The 25864-nt window shown below is 66.7% G+C and carries 23 protein-coding genes and 1 tRNA gene; 14 read left to right on the forward strand and 10 right to left on the reverse strand.

Annotation, left to right across the window (positions count from 1 at the left end; translation table 11 throughout):
• Positions 1–11: 11 nt before the first annotated feature.
• The gene (gene efeO, locus G6N13_RS03280; protein ID WP_407663903.1) at positions 12–1112 is read left to right on the forward strand and encodes an iron uptake system protein EfeO; all 1101 of its coding nucleotides are present in this window, start codon (positions 12–14) and stop codon (positions 1110–1112) included.
• Positions 1093–2406, forward strand: a complete 1314-nt coding sequence (gene efeB, locus G6N13_RS03285; RefSeq protein WP_163694790.1) for an iron uptake transporter deferrochelatase/peroxidase subunit — start codon at positions 1093–1095, stop codon at positions 2404–2406. The genes efeO and efeB overlap by 20 nt, the downstream gene beginning before the upstream one ends.
• Here the strand turns inward: efeB and G6N13_RS03290 are convergent.
• The 3 genes from G6N13_RS03290 to G6N13_RS03300 form a co-directional block, all read right to left on the reverse strand.
• Positions 2379–3506, reverse strand: a complete 1128-nt coding sequence (locus G6N13_RS03290) for a nucleoside triphosphate pyrophosphohydrolase (RefSeq protein WP_163694791.1) — start codon at positions 3504–3506, stop codon at positions 2379–2381. The two genes, efeB and G6N13_RS03290, sit on opposite strands and share 28 nt — an antisense overlap.
• On the reverse strand, positions 3503–7165 hold the full coding sequence (mfd, locus tag G6N13_RS03295) for a transcription-repair coupling factor (protein WP_163694792.1): 3663 nt from the start codon (positions 7163–7165) through the stop codon (positions 3503–3505). Before mfd ends, G6N13_RS03290 begins: the two co-directional genes overlap by 4 nt.
• Positions 7166–7403: 238 nt before the next feature.
• Entirely contained in the window at positions 7404–7997 is a 594-nt protein-coding gene (locus tag G6N13_RS03300; protein ID WP_235678028.1) for a TetR/AcrR family transcriptional regulator, read from the reverse strand.
• A gap of 131 nt (positions 7998–8128) precedes the next feature.
• Between G6N13_RS03300 and G6N13_RS03305 the strand changes: the two genes are divergently transcribed.
• The 9 genes from G6N13_RS03305 to G6N13_RS03345 all read left to right on the forward strand — a co-directional run bounded on the left by G6N13_RS03305 (position 8129) and on the right by G6N13_RS03345 (position 14778).
• A tRNA-Gln gene (locus G6N13_RS03305) sits at positions 8129–8200 on the forward strand.
• Between the two features lie 73 nt (positions 8201–8273).
• Positions 8274–9674, forward strand: a complete 1401-nt coding sequence (gene glmU, locus G6N13_RS03310) for a bifunctional UDP-N-acetylglucosamine diphosphorylase/glucosamine-1-phosphate N-acetyltransferase GlmU (RefSeq protein ID WP_235678029.1) — start codon at positions 8274–8276, stop codon at positions 9672–9674.
• A gap of 94 nt (positions 9675–9768) precedes the next feature.
• Positions 9769–10749, forward strand: a complete 981-nt coding sequence (locus G6N13_RS03315) for a ribose-phosphate diphosphokinase (RefSeq protein WP_133690815.1) — start codon at positions 9769–9771, stop codon at positions 10747–10749.
• Entirely contained in the window at positions 10750–11091 is a 342-nt protein-coding gene (gene arsC / locus G6N13_RS03320) for an arsenate reductase (glutaredoxin) (RefSeq protein ID WP_163694795.1), read from the forward strand.
• A 35-nt stretch (positions 11092–11126) separates the two neighbouring features.
• Positions 11127–11738, forward strand: a complete 612-nt coding sequence (locus G6N13_RS03325) for an LpqN/LpqT family lipoprotein (protein ID WP_163694796.1) — start codon at positions 11127–11129, stop codon at positions 11736–11738.
• A gap of 17 nt (positions 11739–11755) precedes the next feature.
• Positions 11756–12622 (forward strand): oxidoreductase, encoded by an 867-nt coding sequence (locus G6N13_RS03330; RefSeq protein WP_163694797.1) that lies wholly within the window; start codon positions 11756–11758, stop codon positions 12620–12622.
• 135 nt (positions 12623–12757) lie between these two features.
• Positions 12758–13411, forward strand: a complete 654-nt coding sequence (locus G6N13_RS03335; RefSeq protein ID WP_163694798.1) for a 50S ribosomal protein L25/general stress protein Ctc — start codon at positions 12758–12760, stop codon at positions 13409–13411.
• 6 nt (positions 13412–13417) lie between these two features.
• Positions 13418–13993: an aminoacyl-tRNA hydrolase gene (pth, locus tag G6N13_RS03340; protein WP_163694799.1), complete on the forward strand. Its 576-nt coding sequence runs from the start codon at positions 13418–13420 to the stop codon at positions 13991–13993.
• 86 nt (positions 13994–14079) lie between these two features.
• A complete protein-coding gene (locus G6N13_RS03345) occupies positions 14080–14778 on the forward strand; it encodes a DUF6611 family protein (protein WP_163694800.1) in 699 nt (232 codons plus the stop codon).
• On the opposite strand, the gene G6N13_RS03350 is transcribed toward G6N13_RS03345, so the two are convergent.
• Entirely contained in the window at positions 14775–15806 is a 1032-nt protein-coding gene (locus G6N13_RS03350) for an epoxyqueuosine reductase (RefSeq protein WP_163694801.1), read from the reverse strand. The genes G6N13_RS03345 and G6N13_RS03350 overlap by 4 nt on opposite strands.
• Positions 15807–15917: 111 nt before the next feature.
• On the opposite strand from G6N13_RS03350, the gene G6N13_RS03355 reads away from it, so the two are divergent.
• A complete protein-coding gene (locus G6N13_RS03355) occupies positions 15918–17900 on the forward strand; it encodes a universal stress protein (RefSeq protein WP_163694802.1) in 1983 nt (660 codons plus the stop codon).
• Here G6N13_RS03355 and G6N13_RS03360 read toward each other — a convergent pair.
• The 3 genes from G6N13_RS03360 to G6N13_RS03370 all read right to left on the reverse strand — a co-directional run bounded on the left by G6N13_RS03360 (position 17897) and on the right by G6N13_RS03370 (position 20994).
• Complete coding sequence (locus tag G6N13_RS03360) at positions 17897–19531, reverse strand: fatty acyl-AMP ligase (protein ID WP_163694803.1); 1635 nt, start codon at positions 19529–19531, stop codon at positions 17897–17899. The genes G6N13_RS03355 and G6N13_RS03360 overlap by 4 nt on opposite strands.
• 302 nt (positions 19532–19833) lie before the next feature.
• Positions 19834–20778 carry a 4-(cytidine 5'-diphospho)-2-C-methyl-D-erythritol kinase gene (locus G6N13_RS03365; protein WP_163694804.1) on the reverse strand — a complete coding sequence of 315 codons (945 nt, stop codon included), beginning with the start codon at positions 20776–20778 and terminating at the stop codon, positions 19834–19836.
• Positions 20779–20787: 9 nt separating this feature from the next.
• On the reverse strand, positions 20788–20994 hold the full coding sequence (locus tag G6N13_RS03370; RefSeq protein ID WP_163694805.1) for a hypothetical protein: 207 nt from the start codon (positions 20992–20994) through the stop codon (positions 20788–20790).
• Positions 20995–20997: 3 nt separating this feature from the next.
• Here G6N13_RS03370 and G6N13_RS03375 point away from each other — a divergent pair, with 3 nt between their 5' ends.
• The gene (locus G6N13_RS03375; RefSeq protein WP_163694806.1) at positions 20998–21282 is read left to right on the forward strand and encodes a hypothetical protein; all 285 of its coding nucleotides are present in this window, start codon (positions 20998–21000) and stop codon (positions 21280–21282) included.
• Here G6N13_RS03375 and rsmA read toward each other — a convergent pair.
• The 3 genes from rsmA to G6N13_RS03390 form a co-directional block, all read right to left on the reverse strand.
• Positions 21270–22184: a 16S rRNA (adenine(1518)-N(6)/adenine(1519)-N(6))-dimethyltransferase RsmA gene (gene rsmA / locus G6N13_RS03380; RefSeq protein WP_163694807.1), complete on the reverse strand. Its 915-nt coding sequence runs from the start codon at positions 22182–22184 to the stop codon at positions 21270–21272. The two genes, G6N13_RS03375 and rsmA, sit on opposite strands and share 13 nt — an antisense overlap.
• Positions 22181–23302: a resuscitation-promoting factor gene (locus G6N13_RS03385; RefSeq protein ID WP_163694808.1), complete on the reverse strand. Its 1122-nt coding sequence runs from the start codon at positions 23300–23302 to the stop codon at positions 22181–22183. Before G6N13_RS03385 ends, rsmA begins: the two co-directional genes overlap by 4 nt.
• A gap of 124 nt (positions 23303–23426) precedes the next feature.
• Positions 23427–24263 (reverse strand): TatD family hydrolase, encoded by an 837-nt coding sequence (locus tag G6N13_RS03390; protein WP_163694809.1) that lies wholly within the window; start codon positions 24261–24263, stop codon positions 23427–23429.
• Positions 24264–24290: 27 nt separating this feature from the next.
• Between G6N13_RS03390 and metG the strand changes: the two genes are divergently transcribed.
• A complete protein-coding gene (metG, locus tag G6N13_RS03395) occupies positions 24291–25844 on the forward strand; it encodes a methionine--tRNA ligase (RefSeq protein ID WP_163694810.1) in 1554 nt (517 codons plus the stop codon).
• The last annotated feature ends 20 nt before the right edge of the window (positions 25845–25864 follow it).

Raw genomic sequence — 25864 nt, forward strand, 5'->3', positions numbered from 1 at the left:
CCAGTGTTTCCATGGCCGCCTGCACGGCCAAAGAGACCAAGTCCGCGGATTCGAGCACGAAGGCGCCCTCCGAGATCACCGTGAGCGCCTCCGACACCGAGTGCACGCTGTCGGGCACGCAGGCCGCGACCGGACCGAGCACCTTCGTGATCACCAACAACGGCACTAAGGTCACCGAGTTCTACGTGTACGGCGAAGGCGAGCGAGTGATGGGTGAGGTCGAGAACATCTCCCCGGGTCTGCAGCGCAAGCTGGTCGTGCAGCTTGGCGAGCCGGGCAAGTATCAGACCGCATGCAAACCGGGCATGATCGGCGACGGCATTCGTGGCGACTTCACCGTGACTGGCAACTCCGTCGCGGTCGACGAGAAGGGTGAGTTCAAGGAAGCCGCCGACAGCTACAAGCGCTACGTGAACAGCCAGACCGACGCGCTGGTGCCGGCCACTCAGCTGTTCGTCGACGCCATCAAGAAGGGTGACGTCGCGGCGGCCAAGGCGCAGTACCCGATCGCACGCACCTACTACGAGCGCATCGAGCCGGTCGCCGAGTCGTTCCCCAACGACCTCGACCCGCGTATCGACCTTCGCGAGGCTGACCTGGAGCCCGGCCAGAAGTGGACCGGCTTCCACGCGCTGGAGAAGCAGCTGTGGGTCACCGGCCTGCAGCCGGACGCGAACGCGCTGGCCGACCAGCTGGTCGCCGACGTCAAGGAGCTGAACGACGGCGTCAAAGCACCGGGGTGGACCATCGACTCCACCCAGATCGCCGGTGGCGCACAGGGTCTGCTCGACGAGATCGCGGCTAGCAAGATCAGCGGCGAAGAGGACATCTTCAGCCACACCGACCTGTGGGATTTCCAGGCCAACGTGGACGGTTCGCAGACCGCGGTCGCGTCGATTCGCCCGATCCTCGACAGCCGTAACGCCGAGTTGGGCAAGCAGGTCGACAAGGGCTTCGCCGACGTCGAGGCGCTGCTGGCCAAATACCGCACGGGTGACGGTTTCGTGCCGTACGACACGGTGACCGAGCCCCAGCGTCAAGAACTCTCGCGCGCGATCGACGCGCTCGGGAAGAACGTCAGCCAGGTGCAAGGTGTCATCGCTCCCCAGTAACCCCGACGACCAGACGAATCCGGCTCGGCCGCCTTCGGCGGGCCTGTCCCGACGCAAACTCTTCGGTGCCGCCGGTGTAACAGCCGCGGTGGTCGGCGCGGCCGGTGCCGGGGCGCTGGCCGGGCGGGCGTCCGCGGCCGACGCGCACATCAGCGGACTGGACAAACCGGTGCCGTTCCGCGGCGAACACCAGGCCGGGATCGTCACCCCCGCACAGGACCGGATGCACTTCGCCACATTCGACGTCACGACCGACTCCAAAGCCGATGTCGTCGCCATGCTCAAGGAGTGGACGGGCATGGCCGAGCGGATGACCGCCGGCGAAGAAGCCGTCCACGACGGTGCCATCGGGCTCAATCCCTATGCGCCGCCGTCGGATACCGGTGAGGCGTTGGGCCTGCCGCCTTCGCAGCTGACGCTGACCATCGGGTTCGGCCCGACGTTCTTCCTCAAGGACGGCAAGGACCGGTTCGGTATCGCCGGCCTCAAGCCGCAACTGCTGGAGAACCTGCCGAAGTTCCCCAACGAGACCATGGACCCGGCCCGCTGCGGCGGCGATATCGTCGTGCAGGCGTGCGCCAACGACCCGCAGGTGGCGGTGCATGCGATCCGCAACCTGGCCCGGGTCGGCTTCGGGACGGTGGCGGTGCGCTACTCCCAGCTCGGGTTCGGCCGCACCTCGTCGACCACTCGCGAGCAGGCCACCCCACGAAACCTGTTCGGGTTCAAGGACGGAACGAACAATATCAAGTCCGACGAAACCGACGCCCTGGCCCAGCAGGTGTGGGTGGCAAAGGGCGACGGACCGGAGTGGATGACCGGCGGCAGCTACATGATCAGCCGCCGGATCCGGATGCGCATCGAATCATGGGACCGCACAACGCTTCTAGAGCAGGAGAGGGTGATCGGGCGACAGAAGGGCAGCGGTGCACCCAACGGGCTGAAGCAGGAATTCGAGGAGCTCAACCTCGATCTCGTCGACAACAAGAACACCCCGTTGATCGATGTCAACGCCCACGTGCGGCTGGCATCGCACCAGCATCTCAACGGGATCCGGATTCTGCGCCGTGGCTACAATTTCACCGACGGCTCCGACGGATTCGGCCACCTGGACGCCGGGCTGTTCTTCATCGCGTTCGTCCGTAATCCGGTGACGCAGTTCATCCCGATGCAGATGGAGCTGGCCCGCCGGGACGCGCTCAACGAGTACATCACCCACAACGGCAGCGCGATCTTCGCCATCCCGCCAGGACTGCGCGATGGCGACTACTGGGGTTCGACGCTGCTCGGCTGATCCGGCTCAGCCAGATCGACATCCTCGACCGCCAGTTCGGGTACGCCGAATTCCTCATCGTCGGAGTCGATGAACACGGCGTCGACCTCGTCGAGCAGATCGTCGTCGCCGGAGACCAGTTCGGGCGCCAGCGGATCATCCAGGGGCTCATCGACGACCACGGGCCAATGCCGGCGCCACTCGTCGGCGCTCACCACGCCCAGCGGCGCGGCGCCATCGAGCTGGTTGGACACATCAGCATCGCGGCGGTTCGCCGCGATCGCGCGTTCGACCGCGCGCACGGTGTCCATGAACTCCAGAACCTCAGTGCGCAGCTCGTTTTCGGCATCCTTGTCGGCCGCCACCGTGACCGTCACGATCGACGCCGGAATCAGCTGTGCCGGCACTCCAGCGCTCAAAACCCGGGCAATCACCTTCTGCGCCAACGCCAACGCCGGCTGAGAAGTCGGCACATCGTCGACGCAGGAAAAACGGCCGCCGTTGCGCATCTTTTCAGCTGCCTTGCGCTCCTCCCACTGGGCCAGCTGGTCTTGCAGCGAGATCGATTCCCCGGCCAGCACCGCGGGCACCCGGTTACCGAGCTTACGTACCAGCGCGTCGGCGACATCGTCGATGGTGAATGCGTGCTGCGTCGCCTCCTCGGCGATCCGGGCGTGAAAAAGCACCTGCAGTAACACATCTCCGAGTTCGTCGCGCAGCTCGTTGAGATTGCCGCCGCGCACCGCGTCGAAGAGCTCGTAGGTCTCCTCCAGGAGGTAGCGCCGCAGTGAGTCGTGGGTCTGTTCGCTCTCCCACGGCCCGGCGGTGCGCAGCTTGTCCATGATCGCCACGGCGTCGACCAGCCGCTCACCGGGCTGGGAGGCGGGCGCGGCGATCAGCCGTTCGCCGGCGGCCAACCTGGCCCGCACCTGCGGGTGCTGGCGGTCGGAGGACAGCAGCACCGGCGCATCCGCACCGCTGTACACCGGGCGCGCCGACGGCAGCGACCACGGCACCATGACCGGCATCTCCTCGGTGTACTGCACATCGCCGGTCAGGAGTTCGACGGCGTCGACGGGCACCAGCGCGGGACGGCGCGGGTCGACGAGAATGACGGTCACCGCCGCTCTCCCTTCTGCGCGCCGGCCGGTGTGAACGTCGTTATATCAAGCTCGCCGGCCGGTTTCCCGTCAAGTGCGAGAAGCAGATCGGCCACCATCTGCACCAGTTCCAGATCCCGGATCCGGGGCGCGCCGACCCCACTGCCCGCCCGTGGGATCGGAACCTGCACCGTCGACGTGGTCGCCCGGTAGCCCGCACCGGGGTACACCCGCTTGAGCCGCAGCTGCGCGGAGTCGGGCAGCGTCAACGGCGATACGCGAAGCGTTGTCGCAGAACCACTTCCGGTGGCAGCGACTTCGGTCACCCCGTAGTTGCGGCACAGCAGGCGCAGGCGCGCCACCGCCAGCAACCGCTGGGCCGGCTCGGGCAGCGGCCCGTAACGGTCGGTCAGCTCCTCCACCACCGCGACGATGCCCGCATCGTCGCCGGCGGCGGCGAGCCGGCGATAAGCCTCCAGCCGCAACCGGTCACTGCCGATGTAGTCCGGCGGCAGATTGGCGTCGACCGGCAAATCGATCCGCACATCCTTGGGTTCCTCTGCGGTGGTGACCGTCTTGCCGTCGGCAACCGCCCGATACGCTTCGACCGCCTCGCCCACCAGCCGGACGTACAGGTCGAAACCGACCCCGGCGACGTGACCGGACTGCTCGACCCCGAGCACATTGCCGGCGCCGCGAATCTCCAAGTCCTTCAACGCCACTGCCATACCCGCGCCGAGCTCGTTGTTCTGCGCGATGGTGGCAAGCCGGTCATAGGCGGTCTCGGTGAGGGGCGCCTCCTTCGGGTACAGGAAGTAGGCGTACCCGCGCTCGCGGCTGCGGCCCACCCGCCCGCGCAGCTGGTGCAGCTGGGACAGGCCGAACGTATCGGCACGTTCCACGATCAGGGTGTTGGCGTTCGAGATGTCCAGTCCGGTCTCGACGATGGTGGTGCAGACCAGGATGTCGAATTCGCGGTTCCAGAAACCTTCGACGGTGCGCTCCAACAGCTCTTCCGGCATCTGGCCGTGGGCGACCACCACCCGCGCCTCGGGCACCAACTGCTGCACCCGGGCCGCGGCGGCGTCGATGCTGCTGACCCGGTTGTGGATGTAGAAGGCCTGCCCGTCGCGCAGCAGCTCCCGGCGCAGCGCGGCCGCGACCTGCTTGTCGTCGTGCGCGCCCACGTAGGTCAGCACCGGGTAGCGCTCTTCGGGCGGGGTGAGGATGGTGGACATCTCCCGGATGCCGGCCAGGCTCATCTCCAGGGTCCGCGGAATCGGGGTGGCACTCATGGTCAGTACGTCCACATGCGTGCGCAGGCTCTTGATGTGCTCCTTGTGTTCCACACCGAAGCGCTGTTCCTCGTCGACGATCACCAGGCCAAGGTCTTTCCAGCGCACCGCGGTCTGCAGCAGCCGGTGCGTGCCGATCACGATGTCCACGCTCCCGTCGGCCATCCCGTCGATGACCGTGCGCGATTCCGCGGGATCGGTGAAGCGCGACAGGCCTTTCACGGTCACCGGGAAACCGGCCATCCGCGCGGTGAACGTCTGTAGATGCTGATCGGCCAGCAAAGTGGTGGGCACCAGCACCGCGACCTGCTTGCCGTCTTGCACGGCCTTGAACGCCGCACGCACCGCGATCTCGGTCTTGCCGTACCCGACGTCACCGCAGATGACCCGGTCCATCGGGACCGGCTTCTCCATATCGCTCTTGACCTCGTGGATGGCGGTCAGCTGGTCGACGGTCTCGGTGAACCCGAACGCGTCCTCCATCTCGGCCTGCCACGGGGTGTCCGGGCCGAAGGCGTGCCCGGGCGCGGCCTGCCGCTTGGCGTAGAGCGACACCAGCTCGCTGGCGATTTCGCGAACTGCCTTGCGCGCCTTGGTTTTTGTGTTGGTCCAGTCGCTACCGCCGAGCCGGCTCAGACCAGGCTCCTGGCCGCCGACATAGCGTGACAACTGGTCCAGGGAGTCCATCGGCACAAACAGCTTGTCGGCCGCCTGGCCGCGCTTGCTGGACGCGTACTCCAGCACCAGGTATTCGCGCCGCGCGCCGCCGACGGTCCGCTCGACCATCTCGACGAAACGCCCGATCCCATGCTGGTCATGCACCACCAGATCACCGGCGGTCAGCGCCAGCGGGTCAACGGTGTTGCGCCGCTTGGCAGCCAGCCGCTTGCCCTCGGGGGCGGTGGCCCGGTTGCCGGTCAGATCGGTTTCGGTGATGACCACGAGGTTGGCGCCCGCAACGATAATGCCGTCGTGCAGCGGACCCCGCAGAACACCGACCACCCCTTCTTTGGGTGCCTGGCCCGGCTCGAGCATTCCCGCGGGGGTGTCACGCTCACCGAGTTGTTCGACGACCCGGTGAGCGGTGCCGGTGCCCGGCGCGACGACGACGGCATAGCCACCGGTCAGGACGTGGGCCCGCAGCATCGCGAAGATCTCATCGACGTTGCTCTGCTGCCCGCGCGCCGATGGGGCGGCACGGACGTCGAGTTCGACGGCATCCTCGGCGGCAAGCTGGCTCAACGTCCACCACGGGCGGTTGCTCGCACGGGCCGCGTCACGGACGTCGTCGAGCTCGCGGAAGCCGGAGCCCCCGAGCTGCTCGACGTCGATCGGAGCGTCACCGCCGATGGCGGCGACCGACCACGACGCCTCGAGGAACTCCCGCCCGGTCTTGATCAGGTCGGCGGCCCGGGTGCGCACCTTCTCCGGGTCGCACACCAGCAGCGGGGTGTCAGCGGGCAGGTGATCGATGAGCAGTGCGAGCTCATCGGGCCGCAATACCGGCTGCAGCGCCTCCATCCCGTCGACCGGGATGCCTTCGGCGATCTTGACCAGCATCTCGCCGACGCTGCCGGTGATGTGGTGGTCGTCGGGCGGGCGCGACGCGATCAGCGCGGCGGCCCGGGCCCGCACCGTCTCGGTCAGCAGGAGCTCGCGGCAGGGCACCGCGACCACGGTGTCGACGTCGATCTCGGTGATCGAGCGTTGGTCGGCGACCGCGAACATCCGGATCTCGCTGACCTCGTCACCCCAGAATTCGACCCGGACCGGGTGTTCCGCTGTCGGCGGGAAGACGTCGAGGATGCCGCCACGAACAGCGAACTCACCGCGCTTGCCGACCATGTCGACGCGGTTGTAGGCCAGCTCAACGAGCCGGGTGACCAGCTGATCGAAGTCGAATTCCGCGCCGACACGCAGCGTCACCGGCTCGATATCGGCCAAATCGGGGGCCATCGGCTGCAGCAGTGAGCGCACCGTCGTCACCACGACGCGCAGCGGCGGCCCCAGCCGGGCGTCGTCGGGGTGGCCCAGCCGGTACAACACCATCAGGCGCGCGCCGACGGTGTCGACACCGGGCGAGAGCCGCTCGTGCGGCAGCGTCTCCCAGGACGGGAACATCACGGCCGCATCGCCGAACACACCGCGCAGCTCGGCGGTCAGGTCGTCGGCTTCGCGCCCGGTTGCGGTCACCACGAGCAGTGGACCGCCACGGGCCAGCGCGCAGGCCGCATACAACTGGGCGCTGGACGGCCCGACCAGAGTGAGTTCTTCGGGACGCTCGGTGGCGCGCTGCGCCAGTTCGACGAACGCCGGCGCGGTGAGCGCCAAATCAACCAGCCCCGCGATCGGGGTCTGGACATGCGGGTGCCCCGGTGCGGTCATGATCCCCCCATCCTAGGCAAGACCACCGAAGACGTTGCAGCGGGCCGCGATTCAGTCGTCTGCTGTGACCCAGGTCGCGTCGGGTCTAGTCGCCGCTCAGCTGAGCTGAGCTGAGCCGAGCCGAGCCGTGACCTGGTCGAGAACCTCCCCGTTGCCGACCACAGCGCCGTCCCCCTCCTGCCATCCCCCGACAGTGTGTTTGTGCGACGTGAGTACCCAATTATCGCAGCGTGGGCTGCTATGCACCCTCTAACTGCGGATCGGCTTCCAGATGGGTCAGCCCGTTCCATGTCAGGTTCACCAGGTGCGCGGCCACCACTTCTTTCTTGGGTTCTCGGGTGTCCAGCCACCACTGCGCGGTCATCGACACCGAGCCGACCAGGGCCTGCCCGTAGAGCGGGGCCAATGCCGGGTCGAGGCCACGGCGGGCGAAATCGCCGGCCAGGATCGAGGACACCTGGCCGACCGCGTCGTTGAGCAGGCTGGAGTAGGTGCCGGTGCTGATCGCGGCGGGCGAGTCGCGGATCAGGATGCGGAAACCGTCGGTGCGCTCCTCGACGTAGGTCAGCAGGGCCAGCGCCACCCGCTCGACCCGCACCCGGGAGCGGTTGTTGGTCAACGACGACGTGATGCCGTCGAGCAGGGCCGACATCTCACGGTCGACGACCACCGCGTACAGGCCTTCTTTGCCCCCGAAATGCTCGTAGACGACGGGCTTGGAGACGTTGGCGCGCTGGGCGATCTCCTCAATGGAGGTGCCTTCGTAACCGCGTTCGGCGAACAGGGTGCGGGCTACGTCGATGAGCTGACGGCGGCGCTCGGTCCCGGTCATCCGGGCGCGCGGCGCCTTGGGCTCCTTCTCCGGTGCTGCCACGCTAAGAGCTTATCCCCGAGTCGCTGCGCTCCTGCCCGGCGGCGAGACTGCTGGTTTGCACTAGAGTCTCAGGCGGACATTTCAGCCAGTCCGTCGTGGTGTAATCGGCAGCACCTCTGATTTTGGTTCAGATAGTTCAGGTTCGAGTCCTGGCGACGGAGCACATAGGAGGTTCGGGTGACCACACATACCGACGCCGCCGTCCTGATTCTGGCGGCCGGGTCGGGGACCCGGATGCGCTCGAAGACCCCCAAGGTTCTGCACACCGTCGGCGGGCGCAGCATGCTCGCCCATACCCTGCACGCGGTAGCCGCGCTGACACCCAGCCACATCGTGGTGGTGGTCGGGCACGGCCGCGAGCAGGTCAGTGCCGAAGTGCGCCGGGTCGCCGGCGACAGCAGCCACGTCGCCACCGTCGTGCAGGAAGAACAGCTCGGCACCGGGCACGCTGTCAGCGTCGGACTCTCCGGGCTGCCCGACGATTTCGCCGGCACCGTCATCGTTACCACCGCCGATGTACCGCTTCTCAACGGCGAGACATTGGCCGCCCTGTCGAAATCCCATGCCGGGAACGCGGGCGTGACCATCGCGACCACGACCCTGCCCGATCCCACCGGCTACGGCCGCATCATCCGCGACGAAGAGGGCGCGGTCATCTCGATCGTCGAGCATGCCGATGCCGACGAGGAGCAGCGCACGGTCGCCGAAATCAACTCCGGGCTGTATGCATTCGATGCCGCAGCGCTGCGCTCGGCACTATCGCGGCTGCGCACCGACAACGTCCAGCGCGAGCTCTATCTCACCGACGCGATCGCCCTGATCCGCGCTGATGGACTGCCGGTGCGGGCCCAGCACATCGCCGACACCACGCTGGTCTGCGGCGTCAACGACCGCGTGCAACTGGCTGCGCTGGGGGCCGAGCTGAACCGGCGGACCATCCAACGCCACCAGCGTGCCGGCGTCACCGTCACCGACCCAGCCACCACCTGGATCGACGTCGACGTCGAGATCGGACCCGACACCGTCATCGCCCCCGGCACCCAGCTGCTCGGTGTCACCTCGATCGGCTCGGGGTGCACCATCGGCCCGGACAGCACACTCACCTCGATGGAAATCGGCAACGACGCCTCGGTGATCCGCACCCACGGAGAACTGTCGGTGATCGGCGATCGGGCCACCGTCGGCCCGTTCACCTATCTGCGTCCGGGCACGCAACTCGGGGCGGACGGCAAGCTCGGCGCCTTCGTCGAGACCAAGAACGCCGTGATAGGGGCCGGCACCAAGGTGCCGCACCTGACGTATGTGGGCGACGCCGATATCGGCGAGCACAGCAATATCGGCGCGTCCAGCGTGTTCGTCAACTACGACGGCGAGAACAAGAGCCGCACCACCATCGGCTCACACGTACGAACCGGCTCGGACACCACGTTCGTCGCCCCGGTCACCATCGGTGACGGCGCCTACACGGGTGCGGGGACTGTCGTGCGTGACGACGTTCCCCCGGGTGCGCTGGCCGTGTCGGCTGGACCGCAGCGCACCATCGAGGACTGGGTGCTGCGCAAGCGTCCCGGCAGTGCGTCTGCGCAGGCCGCTGAGAAGGCCAAACAGTCCGCATCGGGTGACGCGGACGAGTGATCAACGTCGCCAGATGTTGCCTTTTTGGTAACCCAGCGACGTAGCACCGTACGATTGGCCCGTATCGACCTCCGACCGGCAAGGGCAGCACACAGTGGGCACGGACTGGACCGACAACCGCAAAAATCTGATGCTCTTCTCGGGCCGCGCGCACCCGGAGCTGGCCGAACAGGTCGCCAAAGAGCTCGACATCGAGGTCACCGCGCAGACCGCACGAGACTTCGCCAATGGTGAGATCTTCGTCCGCTTCGACGAATCGGTGCGCGGCTGCGACGCCTTCGTCCTGCAGTCCCATCCCGCGCCGCTGAACAAGTGGCTGATGGAACAGCTGATCATGATCGACGCGCTCAAGCGGGGCAGCGCCAAGCGGATCACCGCGATCCTGCCGTTCTACCCGTATGCCCGCCAGGACAAGAAGCACCGCGGCCGCGAGCCCATCTCGGCCCGCCTGGTCGCCGATCTCTACAAGACCGCGGGTGCCGACCGCATTGTGACCGTCGACCTGCACACCGACCAGATCCAGGGTTTCTTCGATGGCCCCGTCGACCATATGCGGGCTCAGCCCCTGCTGACCGGCTACATCAGGGACAACTACAACTGCGAGAACGTCGTCGTGGTCTCGCCGGACTCCGGCCGGGTGCGCGTTGCCGAGAAGTGGGCCGATGCGCTGGGCGGCACACCGCTGGCGTTCATCCACAAGACCCGCGACCCGAAGGTGCCCAACCAGGTGAAGTCCAACCGGGTCGTCGGAGACGTGGCGGGCAAGACCTGCGTGCTGACCGACGACATGATCGACACCGGCGGCACGATCGCCGGCGCGGTCAAGCTGCTGCACGACGACGGCGCCAAGGACGTCATCATCGCCGCCACCCATGGCGTGCTGTCCGATCCGGCTCGCGAGCGGCTCGCCGACAGCGGTGCGCGCGAAGTGATCGTCACCAACACGCTTCCGATCGACGACGCCAAGCGGTTCCCACAGCTGACCGTGCTATCCATCGCACCCCTGCTGGCCCGCACGATTCGCGCGGTCTTCGAAAACGGTTCAGTGACAGGCCTTTTCGACGGGGACGCGTAATTGTCCAGCACCGTTTATCACAACCCGCGCTGCAGCACGTCCCGCAAGACCCTGGACCTGTTGCGCAGCAACGGCATTGAGCCCAACGTCGTTGAATATCTCAAGACACCGCCTTCGCGGGTCGAGATCGCCACGCTGATCGCTGATGCAGGTATCGATGTGCGCGCGGGGGTCCGCACGCGCGAATCGCTCTACAACGAGCTGAATCTCGCCGAGGCCAGCGATGACGAGCTGCTCGACGCCATGGCGGCCAACCCGATCCTCATCGAGCGACCGTTCGTGGTCACGCCCAAGGGGACCCGCCTGGCCCGGCCGATCGAATCGGTGAACGAAATTCTGTGAGAGCGCGGAGCGCAGCCCTGCTTCTCACGCTGGCCATGACCGTGGCAGCGTGCGGGTCGAAGCCGCCGGACTACTCCTCGGTGTGGACCACGCCGGCGACGACGACAGCGCCGGCGCCGACCACGTCGGGCAAGCCACAGCCGATCGCCGAATACCTGTACAGCGTGGGGGTTTCGGGCGAGCAGATTCCGCTGGACAAGCTCACCGATATCGCCGTGACGCTGCCGCGGCCGCCGGGCTGGACCACGTACTCCAACTCGAACTTCTCCCCCGGCACCGAAGTGATCGCCAAGAACGACACCTACCCGACGGCGATGGTGATCGTGTTCAAGCTCAGCGGCAACTTCGACGTGGGCGAGGCGCTCCAGCACGCCAGCGCCGATGCCGAGGTGTCGAAGAATTTCACGAAGCTGAATTCATCCAACGCCGACTTTGGTGGGTTCCCGTCCTCGATGATCGAGGGCAGCTACGACCTCAACGGCAAGCGTCTGCATTCCTACAACCGGGTGGTCATCCCCGTAACGGCGGCGCCTACCTTCCAGCGCTACCTGGTGCAGCTGACCGTGACCACGCTGGCCGACCAGGCCGCCGCCGCATCCGATGACGTCGAGTCGATCATCAAGGGCTTCACCGTCGCGCTGAAGTAGAACCTAGGGTGGTCGCCATGAGTTGGACCGCGCAAGATTTGCCGTCGTTCGCCGGACGCACCGTCATCGTCACCGGAGCCAACAGCGGGTTGGGTCTGGTCACCGCTCGCGAACTCGCCCGCGTGGGCGCACACGTCATCCTCGCGTGTCGCAACGCCGAGAAGGCCGCCGCCGCGGCAGCCGAGATCTCCGGCAATGCCGAAGTGCGTAGCCTCGATCTGCAGGACCTGGCCTCGATCGAGGAATTCGCCGATGGCGTGGGCAGCGTCGATGTCCTGATCAACAATGCCGGCATCATGGCCGTCCCCTACGCAGTGACCAAGGACGGGTTCGAGAGCCAGATCGGCACCAACCACCTCGGCCACTTCGCGCTGACCAACCTGCTGCTGCCCAAGGTCACCGATCGCGTGGTCACGGTGTCGTCGTTCATGCACCTGCTCGGCAAGATCAGCCTCAAGGATCTGAACTGGAAGGCCCGGCCGTACTCGGCGTGGCTGGCCTACGGTCAGTCCAAGCTGGCCAACCTGCAGTTCACCAGCGAACTGCAGCGGCGTCTGGACGCGGCAGGCTCGACGGTGAAGTCCCACGCCGCGCACCCCGGCTACTCCGCGACCAACCTGCAGGGCCACACCGGCAACCGGCTGGGCACCAGGGTCTGGGACACCGCCACCGCACTGCTGGCCACCAGCGCCGACTTCGGCGCCCGCCAGACGCTGTACGCGGCCAGCCAGCACCTGCCCGGCAACAGCTTCATCGGCCCCAAGTTCGTGATGCGGGGGCCGACGGGCCAGTCACCGCGCAGCCCGCTGGCCAGTAACCAGCGCACCGCGAACGCACTGTGGCGGCTATCTGAGCAGCTCACTGCCACCGAATTTCCGCTCTGAGGCCCTTGTCGGCTACCCTGGGGCCCGCGTCACGGCGAGGGTGGTCCAGCCACCGTTATCGACGAGGCTTCCTCTGTTTGGTGCCTGCCTTCTCCGTGCGGAAGACCCCGGAAAAGGTAACTCAGGAGCACCGAAATGGCTAAAGACAACACCAGCAAGCTCACCGCCGGCGTGCGGGACAAGACCGGCAAGGGCGCCTCGCGCCAGGCCCGCCGCGACGGCAAGGTTCCCGCAGTCCTGTACGGCCACGGCGCCGAGCCCCAGCACCTCGAGCTCAACGCCCGTGACTTCGCCGCCGTCCTGCGCCACTCCGGCACCAACGCCGTGCTGGCCCTGGACATCAACGGCAAGGAACAGCTGGCGCTGACCAAGGCCCTGTCCGTGCACCCGATCCGCCGCACCATCCAGCACGCCGACCTGGTGGTCGTCCGTCGCGGCGAGAAGGTGACCGTCGAGGTGAACGTCCATCTCGAGGGGGAGGCAGCCTCCGGCACCCTGGTCACCCAGGACGCCACCTCCATCGAGATCGAGGCCGAGGCGCTGTCGATCCCGGAGCACCTCACCGTATCGATCGAAGGCGCCGAAGAAGGCACCCAGATCACCGCCGGTCAGGTCGAGCTGCCCAAGGGTGTCACCCTGGTCAGCGATCCTGAACTGCTGCTGGTCAACATCGTCACCGCGCCGTCGGCTCAGGAGCTTGAGGCCGAGGGCGGCGGCGAGTCGGTCGAGGAGCAGGCCGCCGACGCTGCTGAGGCGGCCGAGGCTGCCGAGGGCGCAAAGGCTGAGTAAGCCCGAATGGCCGATCCCCTGCTGGTTGTCGGCCTCGGCAATCCTGGTCCGCAGTACGCCAAAACCCGGCACAACCTCGGCTTTATGGTCGCCGATCTGTTGGCCGGTCGCATGGGCGCACAGTTCAAGGTGCACAAGCGTTCTGGCGCAGAGATCGTGACCGGTCGGCTTGGCCATCGCCCCGTGGTGCTGGCCAAGCCGCGCACCTTCATGAACGAGTCGGGACGCCAGGTCGGCCCGTTGGCGACGTTCTATTCGGTGATGCCGGCCGACGTCATCGTCATCCATGACGAGCTCGACATCGACTTCGGCCGGATCAGGCTGAAGCTCGGTGGCGGCGAGGGCGGCCACAACGGATTGCGGTCGATAGCCAATTCGATGGGCACTAAGAACTTCCAGCGGGTACGCATCGGGATCGGCCGCCCGCCGGGCCGGAAGGATCCGGCGGCGTATGTGCTGGAGACCTTCAGCGCGGCCGAACGTCCGGAGGTGCCGGCGATCTGCGAGCAGGCCGCCGACGCGACCGAGTTGCTGATCGAGGCTGGCCTGGAGACCGCCCAGAATCAGGTACACGCGTGGTGACCAACAGCGTAAGGATTCACCAGGCGGGCATCAGGATTCCGTAGAGATCGCCGCCCCGGCGCCTGCTCCGGCGTAGATCTGAATGCGTGAGTATTTGCCGTGTTTGGGGTTCCTATGATGGCTATCCGGCCCGCTATGGGGTGGCCCGCTACCGCCTGGTGGTGTTCCCGCCCGGTATGACCGACACCGAGCGGCGACTGTTGCGGTTGTGGCGGGGCTGGCCGCTGTGGGGCGCGGCGCTATGGGTGGGCTTGCAGATCGGCGGCGAGCTGGCCGGTATGCCGGAGACCGCGCTGATCGCCGGGACCATGGTCTACATCGCCGTCGGTGCGTTGACCTTCGCGCTGGCGGGCGAGACGCGGATGCGAGTGCGCACCCTTTGCGCCATGACGATGGCCGGCCACGGTGACGCCGATCGCCGGTATTCGATGCTGCGGGTGATGGCTCGCGCCCTGGAACAGGCTGACCTCGACCTGGTGCAGGAGCGGATCACCCCGCTCGAGCATGAGGCCCGCTGGTGGCGGGTCTACGACGTTCTCGACTCGATGGCGAGTTCCGCACCGCTATCTCGCACCAGCCACACTCCCAGCGCGATCAGCGCGGCCACCTCGAAAGCCCAACTCCCGGAGGGATATACGTATTCGGAGACGGTCGAGACGCGCAGTTGCCCACGCCGGGACGGCTGTCCGCCGATCGTGGCGTCAAGGGTGAGGACGAGGGTCATCGCCCCGACCGCACCCGTTACCCCCATCCAACCGAGCAGGCGCACCATCGGCCCAGATTAGGCGCGGCCGCGCACCCCACTGTCGACAACCTTGACCGGCTTGTGCGGGTAGCGCCGCTCCGCGTGCGCCTTCGCGGCTGAATTCGGCAGCACATAAAGGGTTTCAGATTTCTCCTGGAGCGGCCGCAGTACGAGGTCCATGAACCCCTTACGGTCCTGCAGGTACGGCTCGATGACATCTTCGCCGGCCGGGCAGACCGCCAGGCAGTAGGCGGCTTTGTAGTTGGGTTTGAACGAGAGGCTCTGCCACATCGAGGCATTCTCCGAATCGGTGACGCGGGAACGGAAGTCGTCGGCATCTTCGCTGTCGGCGATGGTCTGCACGTAATCGGTGAACCCACCCATGAACTCGCGATAGTTGTGCACGGAGCAGGCGACGAAGTCGAACTCGCCGTCCTTCTTGATGGCGCCGACAGGGCAGGCGGCGACGCACAGCTTGCATTCCAGACACGGCGAATAGTCCAGCGGTGCACCGTAACTGCTGACCGGCGCGTCGACGAGAATGGTGGCTAGCAGGATGAAATTGCCGAACTTCGGGTGGATGACGTTGCGGTGGATGCCCATCACGCCCAGCCCGGCGGCCACCGCGACGGGCTTGTGTGCGATCACCCAGATCCGGCCCGGGTAGCGGTCCATCTCCATCGGAAAGGTCGCCGAGGGGTTGAGCACGCGGTGACCCGCGTCCTGTAAGGCGCGGGCGATTCGGTGGGCAGCCTCGTTGATCAGCTCGCCGGTTCGGTGAAATTCCTGGTTGGCCACGCTGCGCGCGACCGACCGCACGTTGTCGCGGTTCATCCGCACAACCAGGCTGATGTAGCTGCGGGTCCCGGGAAGTGCCGCATCGGCATGCTCACGTTCACTTGCCAGCTCGGGATTGTCCGCGCTGGCGAAAGCCACATCATCGGCACCGGCGGTCAGGCACAGCTCACGCAACCAGTCTGCGTCGATCACCCCAGCCGGTTCCTGGCGACGGCGGGCACGTACCGCCTGCACTGTCGGATGGTCGGTCAAGCGAGGCGGCAGGTTCATATCTGAGTATAGTACACCATACTCAGATACCGTGACACATAACACCTCGACGCGCGGAATATTGGTTACCTATGTAACGTTATTTGCGACCATGCTTAGAGGACAACGCTGATGCGCCAAGGCCCACTGGCAGGGCGCTACCCGGCGGTGGCCGCGATGGTCACTCTCGCCCTCATTCCTTACCTTGCGCTCTCGGCCGCGATCGATCCGCTGGTGCCGATCATCTCCGCGCAGCTGCACATGACCACCCAGACCATGGCCCTGAGCTCCGGGCTGGGCAACGCGGCCTACGCCGTTGGCACGGTGCTCGCAGTGCAGTTCGCCCAGCACCTGCCCCAGCGACGCATGCTGCTCGGGTACGCGGTCGTGCTCGTGATCGGGTCGGTGACCGCAGCCGCCGCGCCCAATGCACCGACGTTCATCGCCGGCCACGTCCTGCAAGGCTTGGCGACGAGCATGCTGTTGATCGCCGCCGCACCGCCGCTCACGATCGGATTCCCGCGAGACAAGCTCCGCAACACCGCGGTGATCATGAACATGTGCGTGTTCGGGGCGGTGGCCCTCGGGCCGTTCGTCGGCGGTGTGCAGGCTTCAGCACACGCCTGGCGGCCGTTGTTCTGGATCGTCGCGGCGATCGCCGTGCTCGCGCTCATCCTCGCCGCGCTGACGTTCGACGATGCCCCGCCTGCCGATCGCGACGCCCCGTGGGATCTGACAGCGATCGCATTGGCCGCCGTGGGTTGTACGGCCGCATTCGTCGGCGCCGCGCAACTGACCAGCCACGAGATCTCCGATGTGGCAGTGACCGGACCGATGTTCGGCGGCCTGGCCCTGATCGTGGCACTGGTCGTCTACCAGTTCCGGGCACGACGGCCGCTGCTCACGATCCGCACGATGATGACGAGCGCGATCCCGGTCGCCGGCGTCGGGGTGGCCCTGTTCGCGGCGGCCGCCTCGGTGGCGGCGACCGTCTTGACCGCGGCCGTCTTCATGCAGCACTTCAGCGCCGTCGAGGTCGGCCTGTTGTACCTGCCCGAGCTGGGCGGCGCGCTCGTCATGGCGGTGGTGTTCGGCATCGTCATCTCGCGCCGTGCCATGCACTACCTACCGCTGGTCGGCATGATCCTGCTGGCGGCCGGCATCGCGGTGTTCCGGGCGTCGCTTCCCGCGAATGTGCCGCTGGCGCTTCTCGGTTCGGCCCTGACGGGTCTGGCGCTGGGCGCCACCGTCGCGCCGGCATTGTTCGTCGCCGGGTTCTCGCTGCAGTCCAACAGTCTGCAGCGGGTGTTCGCGATCATCGAATTGCTGCGAGCGGTTGCAGCTTTCATGGTGGCCCCGATCTTCGCCCATCTGGCGACCCATTATTCCGGCGACCTTCTGGAAGGCACCGGTGTCGCACTCTGGGTCGGGTTCGCACTCGCCATTGCCGGTGCGGTGTTCGGCGTCGCGGTCTACGCGCTGAGCGGGGCGCGGCCTCAGACTCCGGATCTCGACGAGTTCCTCGACGGTGACTCCCCCGCCTGGTACTCGCCGCCACTGTTGGCGCGGCTGCGCGGGCTGCCGTCGGCATCGCCGGTCGGCACACCACGCACCGCACCGGCACCGCATGGCCACCCGCTCGCCGCGACCGGCCCCATCCTGTTCGCCTATGACGGGTCGGCGCTGGCGGATCATGCGATAACCAAAGCCGCGGAACAACTTTCACCTCGTGACGTCGTCGTCGCCTGCGTATGGCAGCCCGTCGACGTGGGCTTCACCCCGCGCGACAACGCACCGTTCGACGCCGACCGGGCCAGCCAGGTGCGCCTGGCCGCCGAGCGGACGGCCGCGCACGGGGCGGCGCTGGCCGACGAGGCCGGCTTCCGGTCGTGCAGCGTGGCGATCGAGGCGTCGCCCACCTGGAAGGGCATCGTCGAAGCCGCCGACGCGCACGGGGCGAGCATGATCGTGCTCGGCCCGCATCGCCGCAACGGGGTGCTCGGCCACCTTCAGGGCAGTGTCGCCGCGGCCGTCGTGGCCCACACGAGCACCCCGGTTCTGCTCATCCCCGAGGCGTCGGGCACGTGCGCCATGGAGACCAGCTGCCGCGCTTAGGTGACTAGCGCGACCGAGTTGGCCCGACGCAGCTTGCCCGACGGGGTCTTCGGGATGGTGCCCGGCCCGAGAACCACGACATTGCGCGGCCGAACGTCAACCTCGGCGACCACCTCGTGGGCCACCTCATGCTCGATACGTCGCACCGCGGCGGGGTCCTGCCACGCGTTGGATTCGACCGCCACCGCGAACGTCTCGCGGGAGTGGCCGGCATCGAGGCGCACCGCGACCGCACACCCGGGGCGCACCCCTTCGACGCGGCTGGCGGCCCGCTCGATATCGGTCGGGTAGATATTGCGGCCGGCCATGATGATGACGTCCTTGACCCGGCCGCACACCACGACGTGGCCGTTCTCCAGCAGGTAGCCGAGATCGCCGGTGTCGTACCAGCCGTGCTCGTCCTGGGCGGGCACGAAGCCGCCCATCGTGATGTAGCCCGGGGTCAGCGACTCACCGCGCAGCTCGATGATGCCCACGCCGCGAGCCGGCAACACGTTGCCGTCCTCGTCGACGATGCGCGCCTCGAGGTCGGTCAGGAGCGGTCCCAGCGTGGCCAGGCGGCGGGTGTTGCCCTTGGCGGCGGGCACCGCGCGCCGCAGGGCGGCCAGCAGATCGGCGTCGACCTCATCGACCACCAGGCCGGCGTCGCATTCGGAGAATGACACCGCCAGGGTGGTCTCTGCCATGCCGTAGGCGGGCAGGATCGCTGAATCCCGCAGCCCGAACGGCTTACCGGCGTCGAGCAGGTCCTCGACATCGGCGGGCTCGACCGGCTCGGCCCCGGACAGGGCAAACCGCAGGGTGGACAGATCGAACTCGCCGGGCTTGGCCTGGCGGCGCAACCGCTTGGCGAACAACGCATACGCGAAGTTCGGCGCCGCGGTCATGGTGCCCTTGTACTTGTCGATGAGCTTGGCCCACAGCAGTGTGTCGCGTAGGAAGTCCATCGGGGTGACCTTGACCAGCTCGGCACCGAAGTACATCGGGATGGTGAGGAAGCCGACCATGCCCATGTCATGGAAGCAGGGCAGCCAGCTGACCATGACATCGTTTTCGATGTCGTACTTGGCGCCGATGAACATCGCCTCCGCGTTGGAGTGGATGTTGCGGTGGGTGATGATCACGGCCTTGGGCGACCCGGTCGACCCCGACGTCAGCTGCATCAGCGCGACATCGTCTTCGGAGGTCTCGATCGGGTCGATGGGCTCGGCGGCCAGCAGTGCCTCCACCGTGAGCACCTTCACGCCGCGCTCCTCGAGCACCGGTACCGCGACCAGGAAAGGGTCGGAGACGACGACGGCCTTGGCCTCGATCATGTCGATGACGGTGGCGGTGTCCTTGGCCCACTGCTCGAGATCGGTGCGCGGGGTGGGCTGGTGCAGCATCGTCAGGCTCGCGCCACGCATCCACAGCGCCTGAGCGGTCGGCGCGATCTCCACCGGAGCACCGGCCAGCACGCCGACGGCGTCACCGAGGCCGATACCCGCGGCTTCCAGGCCACCCGCAATGCGACGCGCACGTTCGTGCACTTCCCACCAGGTGTGCCGCACCGGCTCGTTCGGTTCCCCAGTGACCATGCCCTTGCTGCTGGTCAAGGCACTGTGGAACATCTTGTCGGTGAAACGGCTCACGACGACCTCCTCGGCATCCGGAGCTGGCTGATCAGCGACGTCAAATTCATGCTCCACCTGCCGCAACGCGCTGCATAGACGGCGCGCCAGTACGACTGGGGAGCGGTTCGGTCTCAAAATGGTGATGGAACGGAACAACAGCGGTACCGCCGGACCATCGCCCGCCCCGAACCGGGGTGGGCGAGAAGCACGTATGCAGTGCTAGGCCGCTAGTCATCACCGCGGACCATCTTAAACTCCCCTTAAGTTACTGCCAAGTCCTCGGCGGTAATGAGAAGCGCGTCACAGTGTGAAGCACGGCATCAGCTGGAGACGATGCGGGCGCCGTGGACCGGGCCACTGGCCACTCGCACGGTGCGGCATACATCGGCACCCGCCAGTTCGGTACCGACATCCACCGCGGCAGCCGCCGATTCGCATAGGAACGCGCACGTCGGGCCCGATCCGGACACGATGCCAGCCAGCGCCCCCGCCTCCGCGCCGGCCCGCAGGGTCCGGCGCAGCCCCGGATTGAGGCTCAATGCGGCTGCCTGCAGATCGTTACCCAGCAGCGCGGCCAGCTCGCGGGGATTACCGCCGGCCAGTGCGCCCAGAAGTGGCTCGGGGTCGGTGAGCCGGGGCGGATCCCCGGTCTCACGCAGCCGGTCGATCTCTGTGTAGACCGCCGCCGTCGACAATCCGCCCTGACCGAAGGCCAGCACCCAGTGAAACGTGCTGCGGGCCAGAACCGTCGCCAGCTCTTCCCCGCGTCCGGTGCCCAAGGCCGTGCCGCCGTGCAGTGCGAACGGGACATCGCTGCCCAGCTTCGCGGCCAGGCCGTGAAGGTCGCGGCGCGGCACGCCCAGCTCCCACAGGTTGTTCATGGCCACCAGCACGGCCGCGGCGTCGGCGCTGCCGCCGGCCATTCCGCCGGCCACCGGGATCGACTTCTCGATGGTGATCTCGACATCGGGTGCGTGCCCGACGTGCTCAGCCATCAGGTAGGCCGCCTGCCAGGCGATGTTGCGCTCGTCGACAGGCAGATCCTCGGCGCCCTCCCCCACCACCCGCAGCGACAGGACGTCGGCATTACGCACCGTCACCTCGTCGACCAGCGATACGGCGTGAAAGACAGTGGCCACTTCGTGATAGCCGTCGGCTCGGCGATCGCCGACCTCCAGGTACAGGTTGACCTTGCCCGGTACGCGTACGGTCACCGACCCGGTCGCCACCCATTCGGACGCGGCGGAGCCGTTGGATGGGGGCACCCGACGAGACTATCGCGCCGCCAGCGATTCCCCCGCCCGTCGCAGTCCCACGAACCTAGGGTCAATGCGGATCAGCCGCATCGCCTGGTCGCGCTCAAGGTGCTCGACTCCCAGCACCGCGATCACGTAGGCACCGTGAGACTGGCCAGGGAATTCCGGATCACAGATCGCCCGCGGCACCGCCATATCGTCGCGATCTAGGACCACGGTGAGCACTGGATGACGATGCAGTATGTCGACGGCGGCAACGCGACCCGATTGCCGGCATTCGAATTAATCACCGGCGCAACGCCATTCACCGCTGACGATCCACTGGCGCTTATCGATGCACACCTGCACCTGCCGCCACCGGAGGTCTCACGCCAGATCGCCTGGCTGCCAAGATTATTCGACATGGTCATAGCCAGGGCAATCGCGAAAGACCCGGACCGCAGGTATCCGTCATGCACCGAGCGGGTGCGTCAACTCACCGACGTGGTGCGCTGGAGCGCTCAGAACACCTGAGCGGGCCGCGACTGGCCATCGTAGGAATCGGCCGAGCTCGGGAAGTCGGCCGAGCGCTGCAGCAGCCGGACGAAATCGGCCACCGTCAGCGTCTCCCCACGACGGGCGGGATCGATGCTGGCGGCCAGCAGGCGCTCGGCGGACTCGTTACCTGTGCCGGCCCATTCCAGGAATGCATTGCGGGCGGTTTTCCGACGCTGCGCGAAGGCGATATCGATCAGCTCGAACACCTTCTCGCGGAAGCCTTCGTCCTCCGGCCACGGCGATACCTCGTGCCGATCGATTCGGACCAGTCCCGAGTACACCCGCGGAATGGGCCAGAACACCGTCGGCGACACCATGCCGTAGCGGCGGACCTTGCCGAAGAACCGCACCTTGACGCTGGGCACGCCATAGTCCTTGCCACCGGGCTCAGCCGTCAGCCGCTCGGCCACCTCGGCCTGGACCATCACCATCACGGTCCGGATCGACGGGAACTCGGCCAGCAGGTGCAGCAGCGCGGGCACGGCGATGTTGTACGGCAGGTTGGCCACCACCGCGGTGGGCTGCTCAGCCATATCGTCGCGCTCGATGCCCAGGATGTCCCGGTTGAGCACGGTCAGCCGGTGGATCTCGCTGTGCGAGTGCTCGGCAACCGTCTTAGGCAGACGCGCGGCCAGCACAGGATCGATCTCGATGGCGCTCACGGTGGCGCCACGATCCAGCAACGCCAACGTCAGCGAGCCCAGACCCGGCCCCACTTCCAACACGTGGTCATGCTTGTTAATGCCAGACGCCGAGACAATACGGCGCACCGTATTGGCGTCGTGCACAAAATTCTGACCGAGAGATTTACGCGGCTTGAAATCGAGCTCTTTCGCAAGATTTCTGATCTCGGTACGTCCCAATAGACGAATTGTCACGATGAACCTCTACCGCACACGGGCCACGCTCCCCAGCCTTGTCGCGAACGCGTTACTTCAGCAATTGCGATCTGTTCTTCTCTTGTCGCCAGATCGGCGCGGCTAGCATAGCGCAGCCCGCCGTTTCTTTCCCAGGTGTGTTGATCAAATTGCACACCGCCGTAGTAGCCGTTGCCGGTGTTGATCGCCCAGTTCCCACCTGCTTCGCACCTGGAAATGGCATCCCAAATGGGCCCGTTCAGCACCTGAGGTACCTCAGTGCCCGGCTTGGCGCCTACCCGCAGAACCGAATCACGTGCCGGGACGATGACGGTACTAGCAACGGGTAGTCGTCCGGTTTCCACTCCGTTGACCGTCGCAACAGCAAAAGTCACGTCTTGCAGTCCGGGTGTACCGGGATCTTGAACGACCTGACGGCTCATATTCATGGTCGGGTCCTCGATCCGCTGGGCCACCGGGATCAGAGGCACCTGTTGGGTGACCTTCTCGACCCGAGTCCGGGTCACCTGGATCTGCATCCCGGCGATCACCGGCGAGGACGCCGCGGGCACCACCGAATCGGCCTGCTCCAGCGGCACGCCTGCGGCGGCCAGCAGACCGGCGACGTTCGGGGCGGCCAGGTGGACCGTGCTCACCATGCCGCCGTCGTTGATCTGCACCGTTTTGGCGCTGACCACGGGAAGGGCCATGCCCTCCAGGGGCAGCCGGCTGCCGCGCGAGGCCGCGGCCGGTGCGGTGTCGGTCATCCGCAACTGGGCCAGGGCCTCGTCCACGGTCGACGCGGTGGTCCACACCTGCTTGGAATCCTTGCCGTCCAGCGAGATCTGCAGCGGGCGACTGCGCCGCAGCACGATCGTCTCGGCGTCGTTCACCGACTGGTTGGCACCCGGGAAGAGGTCGTCACGATCGCCGACGGAGTAGCCGTTCTCCTCGATGACGTCGATCACGCGCGACTTCATCGTGCTGACCTTCAGCTGGGCGCCGTCGACGTTCAGCGTGACGGTCTTCTCGGAGATCACCGCGAACACACCCGCGCCGGCCAGCGTGAGCAGAACGGCAGCGACGAGGAGACGAAGGATCGGTGATGGCGACTGGTGGAGCTTGGTCAACGCATTCAAAAGTTCTCGGTCCCGCCTAGGCACTACATGAAACGAGGGGCCCGCTTTGGCCCCCTTTGATCACAAGAAGGTAACGAACCAGGCGGGGCCGGAGCAACCCGGGCCCAAGGCTCTCAACAGACCCTTAGAGACCGTAGACCCGTCGCGCAGTCGCCGATGACTGCGCTGCCAGCAACTCTGCCGGCCGATCGACGACCTCTGCAAGCGCCCGCACAGTGTAGGGCAGGCAGTACGGCTCATTGGGCTCCCCACGATAGGGGTGCGGGGTCAGAAATGGGGCGTCGGTCTCCACCAGGAGCTGATCCGGCGGAATCAATGTCGCCGCCTCCCGCAGCTCACGGGCGTTCTTGAAGCTGACCGTGCCGGACAGACTCAGCACCCAGCCGGCGTCTACGCAGGCGCGTGCCATCTCCGGGCCGGAGGAGAAACAGTGAAAGATGACGGTCTCTGGAGCGCCCTCGGCACGCAGCACGTCGAGCACCTCGGCGTCGGCGTCGCGGTTGTGGATCATCAGCGGTTTACCGGTGCGCTTGGCCAGGTCGATATGCCAGGCGAAGGATTCCCGCTGAGCCGAAGGCACGGCGCACCCGTCGAGCTTGCCCGGCCAGTACAGGTCCATTCCGGTCTCCCCGATCGCCACCACCCGGGGCTGCCCGGCCAGCCGTTCCAGTTCGGCGCGAGCATCGTCGGTCAGTGCGTCGGCGCGGGTCGGGTGCAATGCGACCGCGGCGTAGACCCGCGGGTCCCAGGTGGCGGCCTGCGCGGCCCAGCGGGCGGCGTCGAGGTCGTCGGCGATGGTCACCGCGGCCACCACCCCGACGGTCTGCGCCCGGTCGAGAATCGCGTGCACGTCATCGGCGTCGCGGGCGCCGCAGGCATCCAGGTGCGTGTGAGCGTCGATCAACGGCGTCAGCGCAGGAGGTGGTGGGGGTGGCTCCCCCCTCTTCCCGCGGCCACTCATGCCCTACACCTTAGGGTGAAAACCGATATGACCAAGCCCCCGTACTACCTCACCACCGCGATCGCGTACCCCAACGGTGCGCCGCACATCGGGCACGCGTACGAGTACATCGCGACCGATGCGATCGCCCGCTTCAAACGCCTCGACGGTTTCGACGTGCGCTACCTGACCGGGACTGACGAGCACGGGTTGAAGATGGCCCAAACCGCCGCCGCGCAGGGCATTCCCACCGCCGACCTGGCGCGGCGGAACTCCGATGCGTTCCAGGCGATGCAGGAGAAGCTCGGGGCATCGTTCGACCGTTTCATCCGGACCACCGACGCCGACCACATCGACGCGTCGATCGAGATCTGGAAGCGGATGGACGCCGCCGGTGACATCTATCTCGACTCCTACTCGGGCTGGTACTCGGTACGCGATGAGCGCTTCTTCACCGAGGACGAACTCGAGACGCGCACCGACGGCAACAAGTACTCGATCGAAACCGGCACGCCCGTGACGTGGACCGAGGAGCAGACCTACTTCTTCCGGCTGTCGGCCTACGGCGAACGCCTGCTCGCGCATTATTCGGCGCACCCGGAATTCATCGCCCCCGAGGTGCGCCGCAATGAGGTCGTCAGCTTCGTCTCCGGCGGCCTTCGCGACCTGTCGATCTCGCGCACCACATTCGACTGGGGTGTGCCCGTACCGGGGCACCCCGACCATGTCATGTACGTGTGGGTGGACGCGCTGACGAACTACCTCACCGGTGCCGGCTTCCCGGATACCGACTCCGAGTCGTTCCGCAAGTACTGGCCGGCCGATCTGCACATGATCGGCAAGGACATCATCAGGTTCCACACCGTGTACTGGCCCGCGTTCCTGATGTCGGCGGGCATCGAGCTACCGCGACGGGTTTTCGTGCACGGCTTCCTGCTCAACAGCGGCGAGAAGATGAGCAAGTCGGTCGGCAATGTGGTGGACCCCTTCGCGCTGATCGATGCGTTCGGGCTCGACCAGGTGCGCTACTTCCTGCTGCGCGAGGTGCCGTTCGGGCAGGACGGCAGCTATAGCGAGGACGCGATCATCGGCCGGATCAACGCCGATCTGGCCAACGAGTTCGGGAACCTGGCACAGCGCTCGCTGTCGATGGTCAACAAGAACCTCGACGCTTCGGTGCCCGAGCCGGGTGAGTTCACCGACGCCGATCGCGAGCTGCTGACGCTCGCCGACGCGTTATTGCCCAGGGTGCGTGCGTATTTCGACGTGCCCGCCATGCATCTTGGGCTCGAGGCTATCTGGGCGATGCTCGGTGCGGCCAACCGATACTTCTCCGCGCACGAACCGTGGGTGCTGCGCAAGTCCGAGGCGGCGGCCGATCAGGAGCGCTTCCGCACGGTGCTCTACGTGACGCTGGAGGTCGTCCGGGTCGCGGCGCTGCTTGTGCAGCCGGTGATGCCGACGTCCGCGGCCACGCTGCTCAATCTGCTGGGGCAGCCCTCGGACGCACGCGATTTCGGCGCTGTGGCGGTGCGCATTGCCCCCGGCACCGCGCTGCCGGCGCCGGCGGGGGTGTTCCCGAGGTATCAGCCGCCCGAGTGAACTGCGTCACGTGGCGTCAC

The sequence above is a fragment of the Mycolicibacterium sarraceniae genome (assembly GCF_010731875.1).
GTDB classification, from domain to species: Bacteria; Actinomycetota; Actinomycetes; order Mycobacteriales; family Mycobacteriaceae; genus Mycobacterium; species Mycobacterium sarraceniae.

Bases quoted from the DNA above. Each gene is read 5' to 3' on its own strand.
- efeO (WP_407663903.1), top strand. From the start codon at position 12: ATGGCCGCCTGCACGGCCAAAGAGACCAAGTCCGCGGATTCGAGCACG.
- mfd (WP_163694792.1), bottom strand. From the start codon at position 7,165: ATGACCGCACCGGGGCACCCGCATGTCCAGACCCCGATCGCGGGGCTG.
- G6N13_RS03300 (WP_235678028.1), bottom strand. From the start codon at position 7,997: ATGACCGGGACCGAGCGCCGCCGTCAGCTCATCGACGTAGCCCGCACC.
- glmU (WP_235678029.1), top strand. From the start codon at position 8,274: ATGCGCTCGAAGACCCCCAAGGTTCTGCACACCGTCGGCGGGCGCAGC.
- G6N13_RS03325 (WP_163694796.1), top strand. From the start codon at position 11,127: ATGACCGTGGCAGCGTGCGGGTCGAAGCCGCCGGACTACTCCTCGGTG.
- G6N13_RS03330 (WP_163694797.1), top strand. From the start codon at position 11,756: ATGAGTTGGACCGCGCAAGATTTGCCGTCGTTCGCCGGACGCACCGTC.
- G6N13_RS03335 (WP_163694798.1), top strand. From the start codon at position 12,758: ATGGCTAAAGACAACACCAGCAAGCTCACCGCCGGCGTGCGGGACAAG.
- pth (WP_163694799.1), top strand. From the start codon at position 13,418: ATGGCCGATCCCCTGCTGGTTGTCGGCCTCGGCAATCCTGGTCCGCAG.
- G6N13_RS03350 (WP_163694801.1), bottom strand. From the start codon at position 15,806: ATGAACCTGCCGCCTCGCTTGACCGACCATCCGACAGTGCAGGCGGTA.
- G6N13_RS03355 (WP_163694802.1), top strand. From the start codon at position 15,918: ATGCGCCAAGGCCCACTGGCAGGGCGCTACCCGGCGGTGGCCGCGATG.
- G6N13_RS03375 (WP_163694806.1), top strand. From the start codon at position 20,998: ATGACGATGCAGTATGTCGACGGCGGCAACGCGACCCGATTGCCGGCA.
- G6N13_RS03390 (WP_163694809.1), bottom strand. From the start codon at position 24,263: ATGAGTGGCCGCGGGAAGAGGGGGGAGCCACCCCCACCACCTCCTGCG.
- metG (WP_163694810.1), top strand. From the start codon at position 24,291: ATGACCAAGCCCCCGTACTACCTCACCACCGCGATCGCGTACCCCAAC.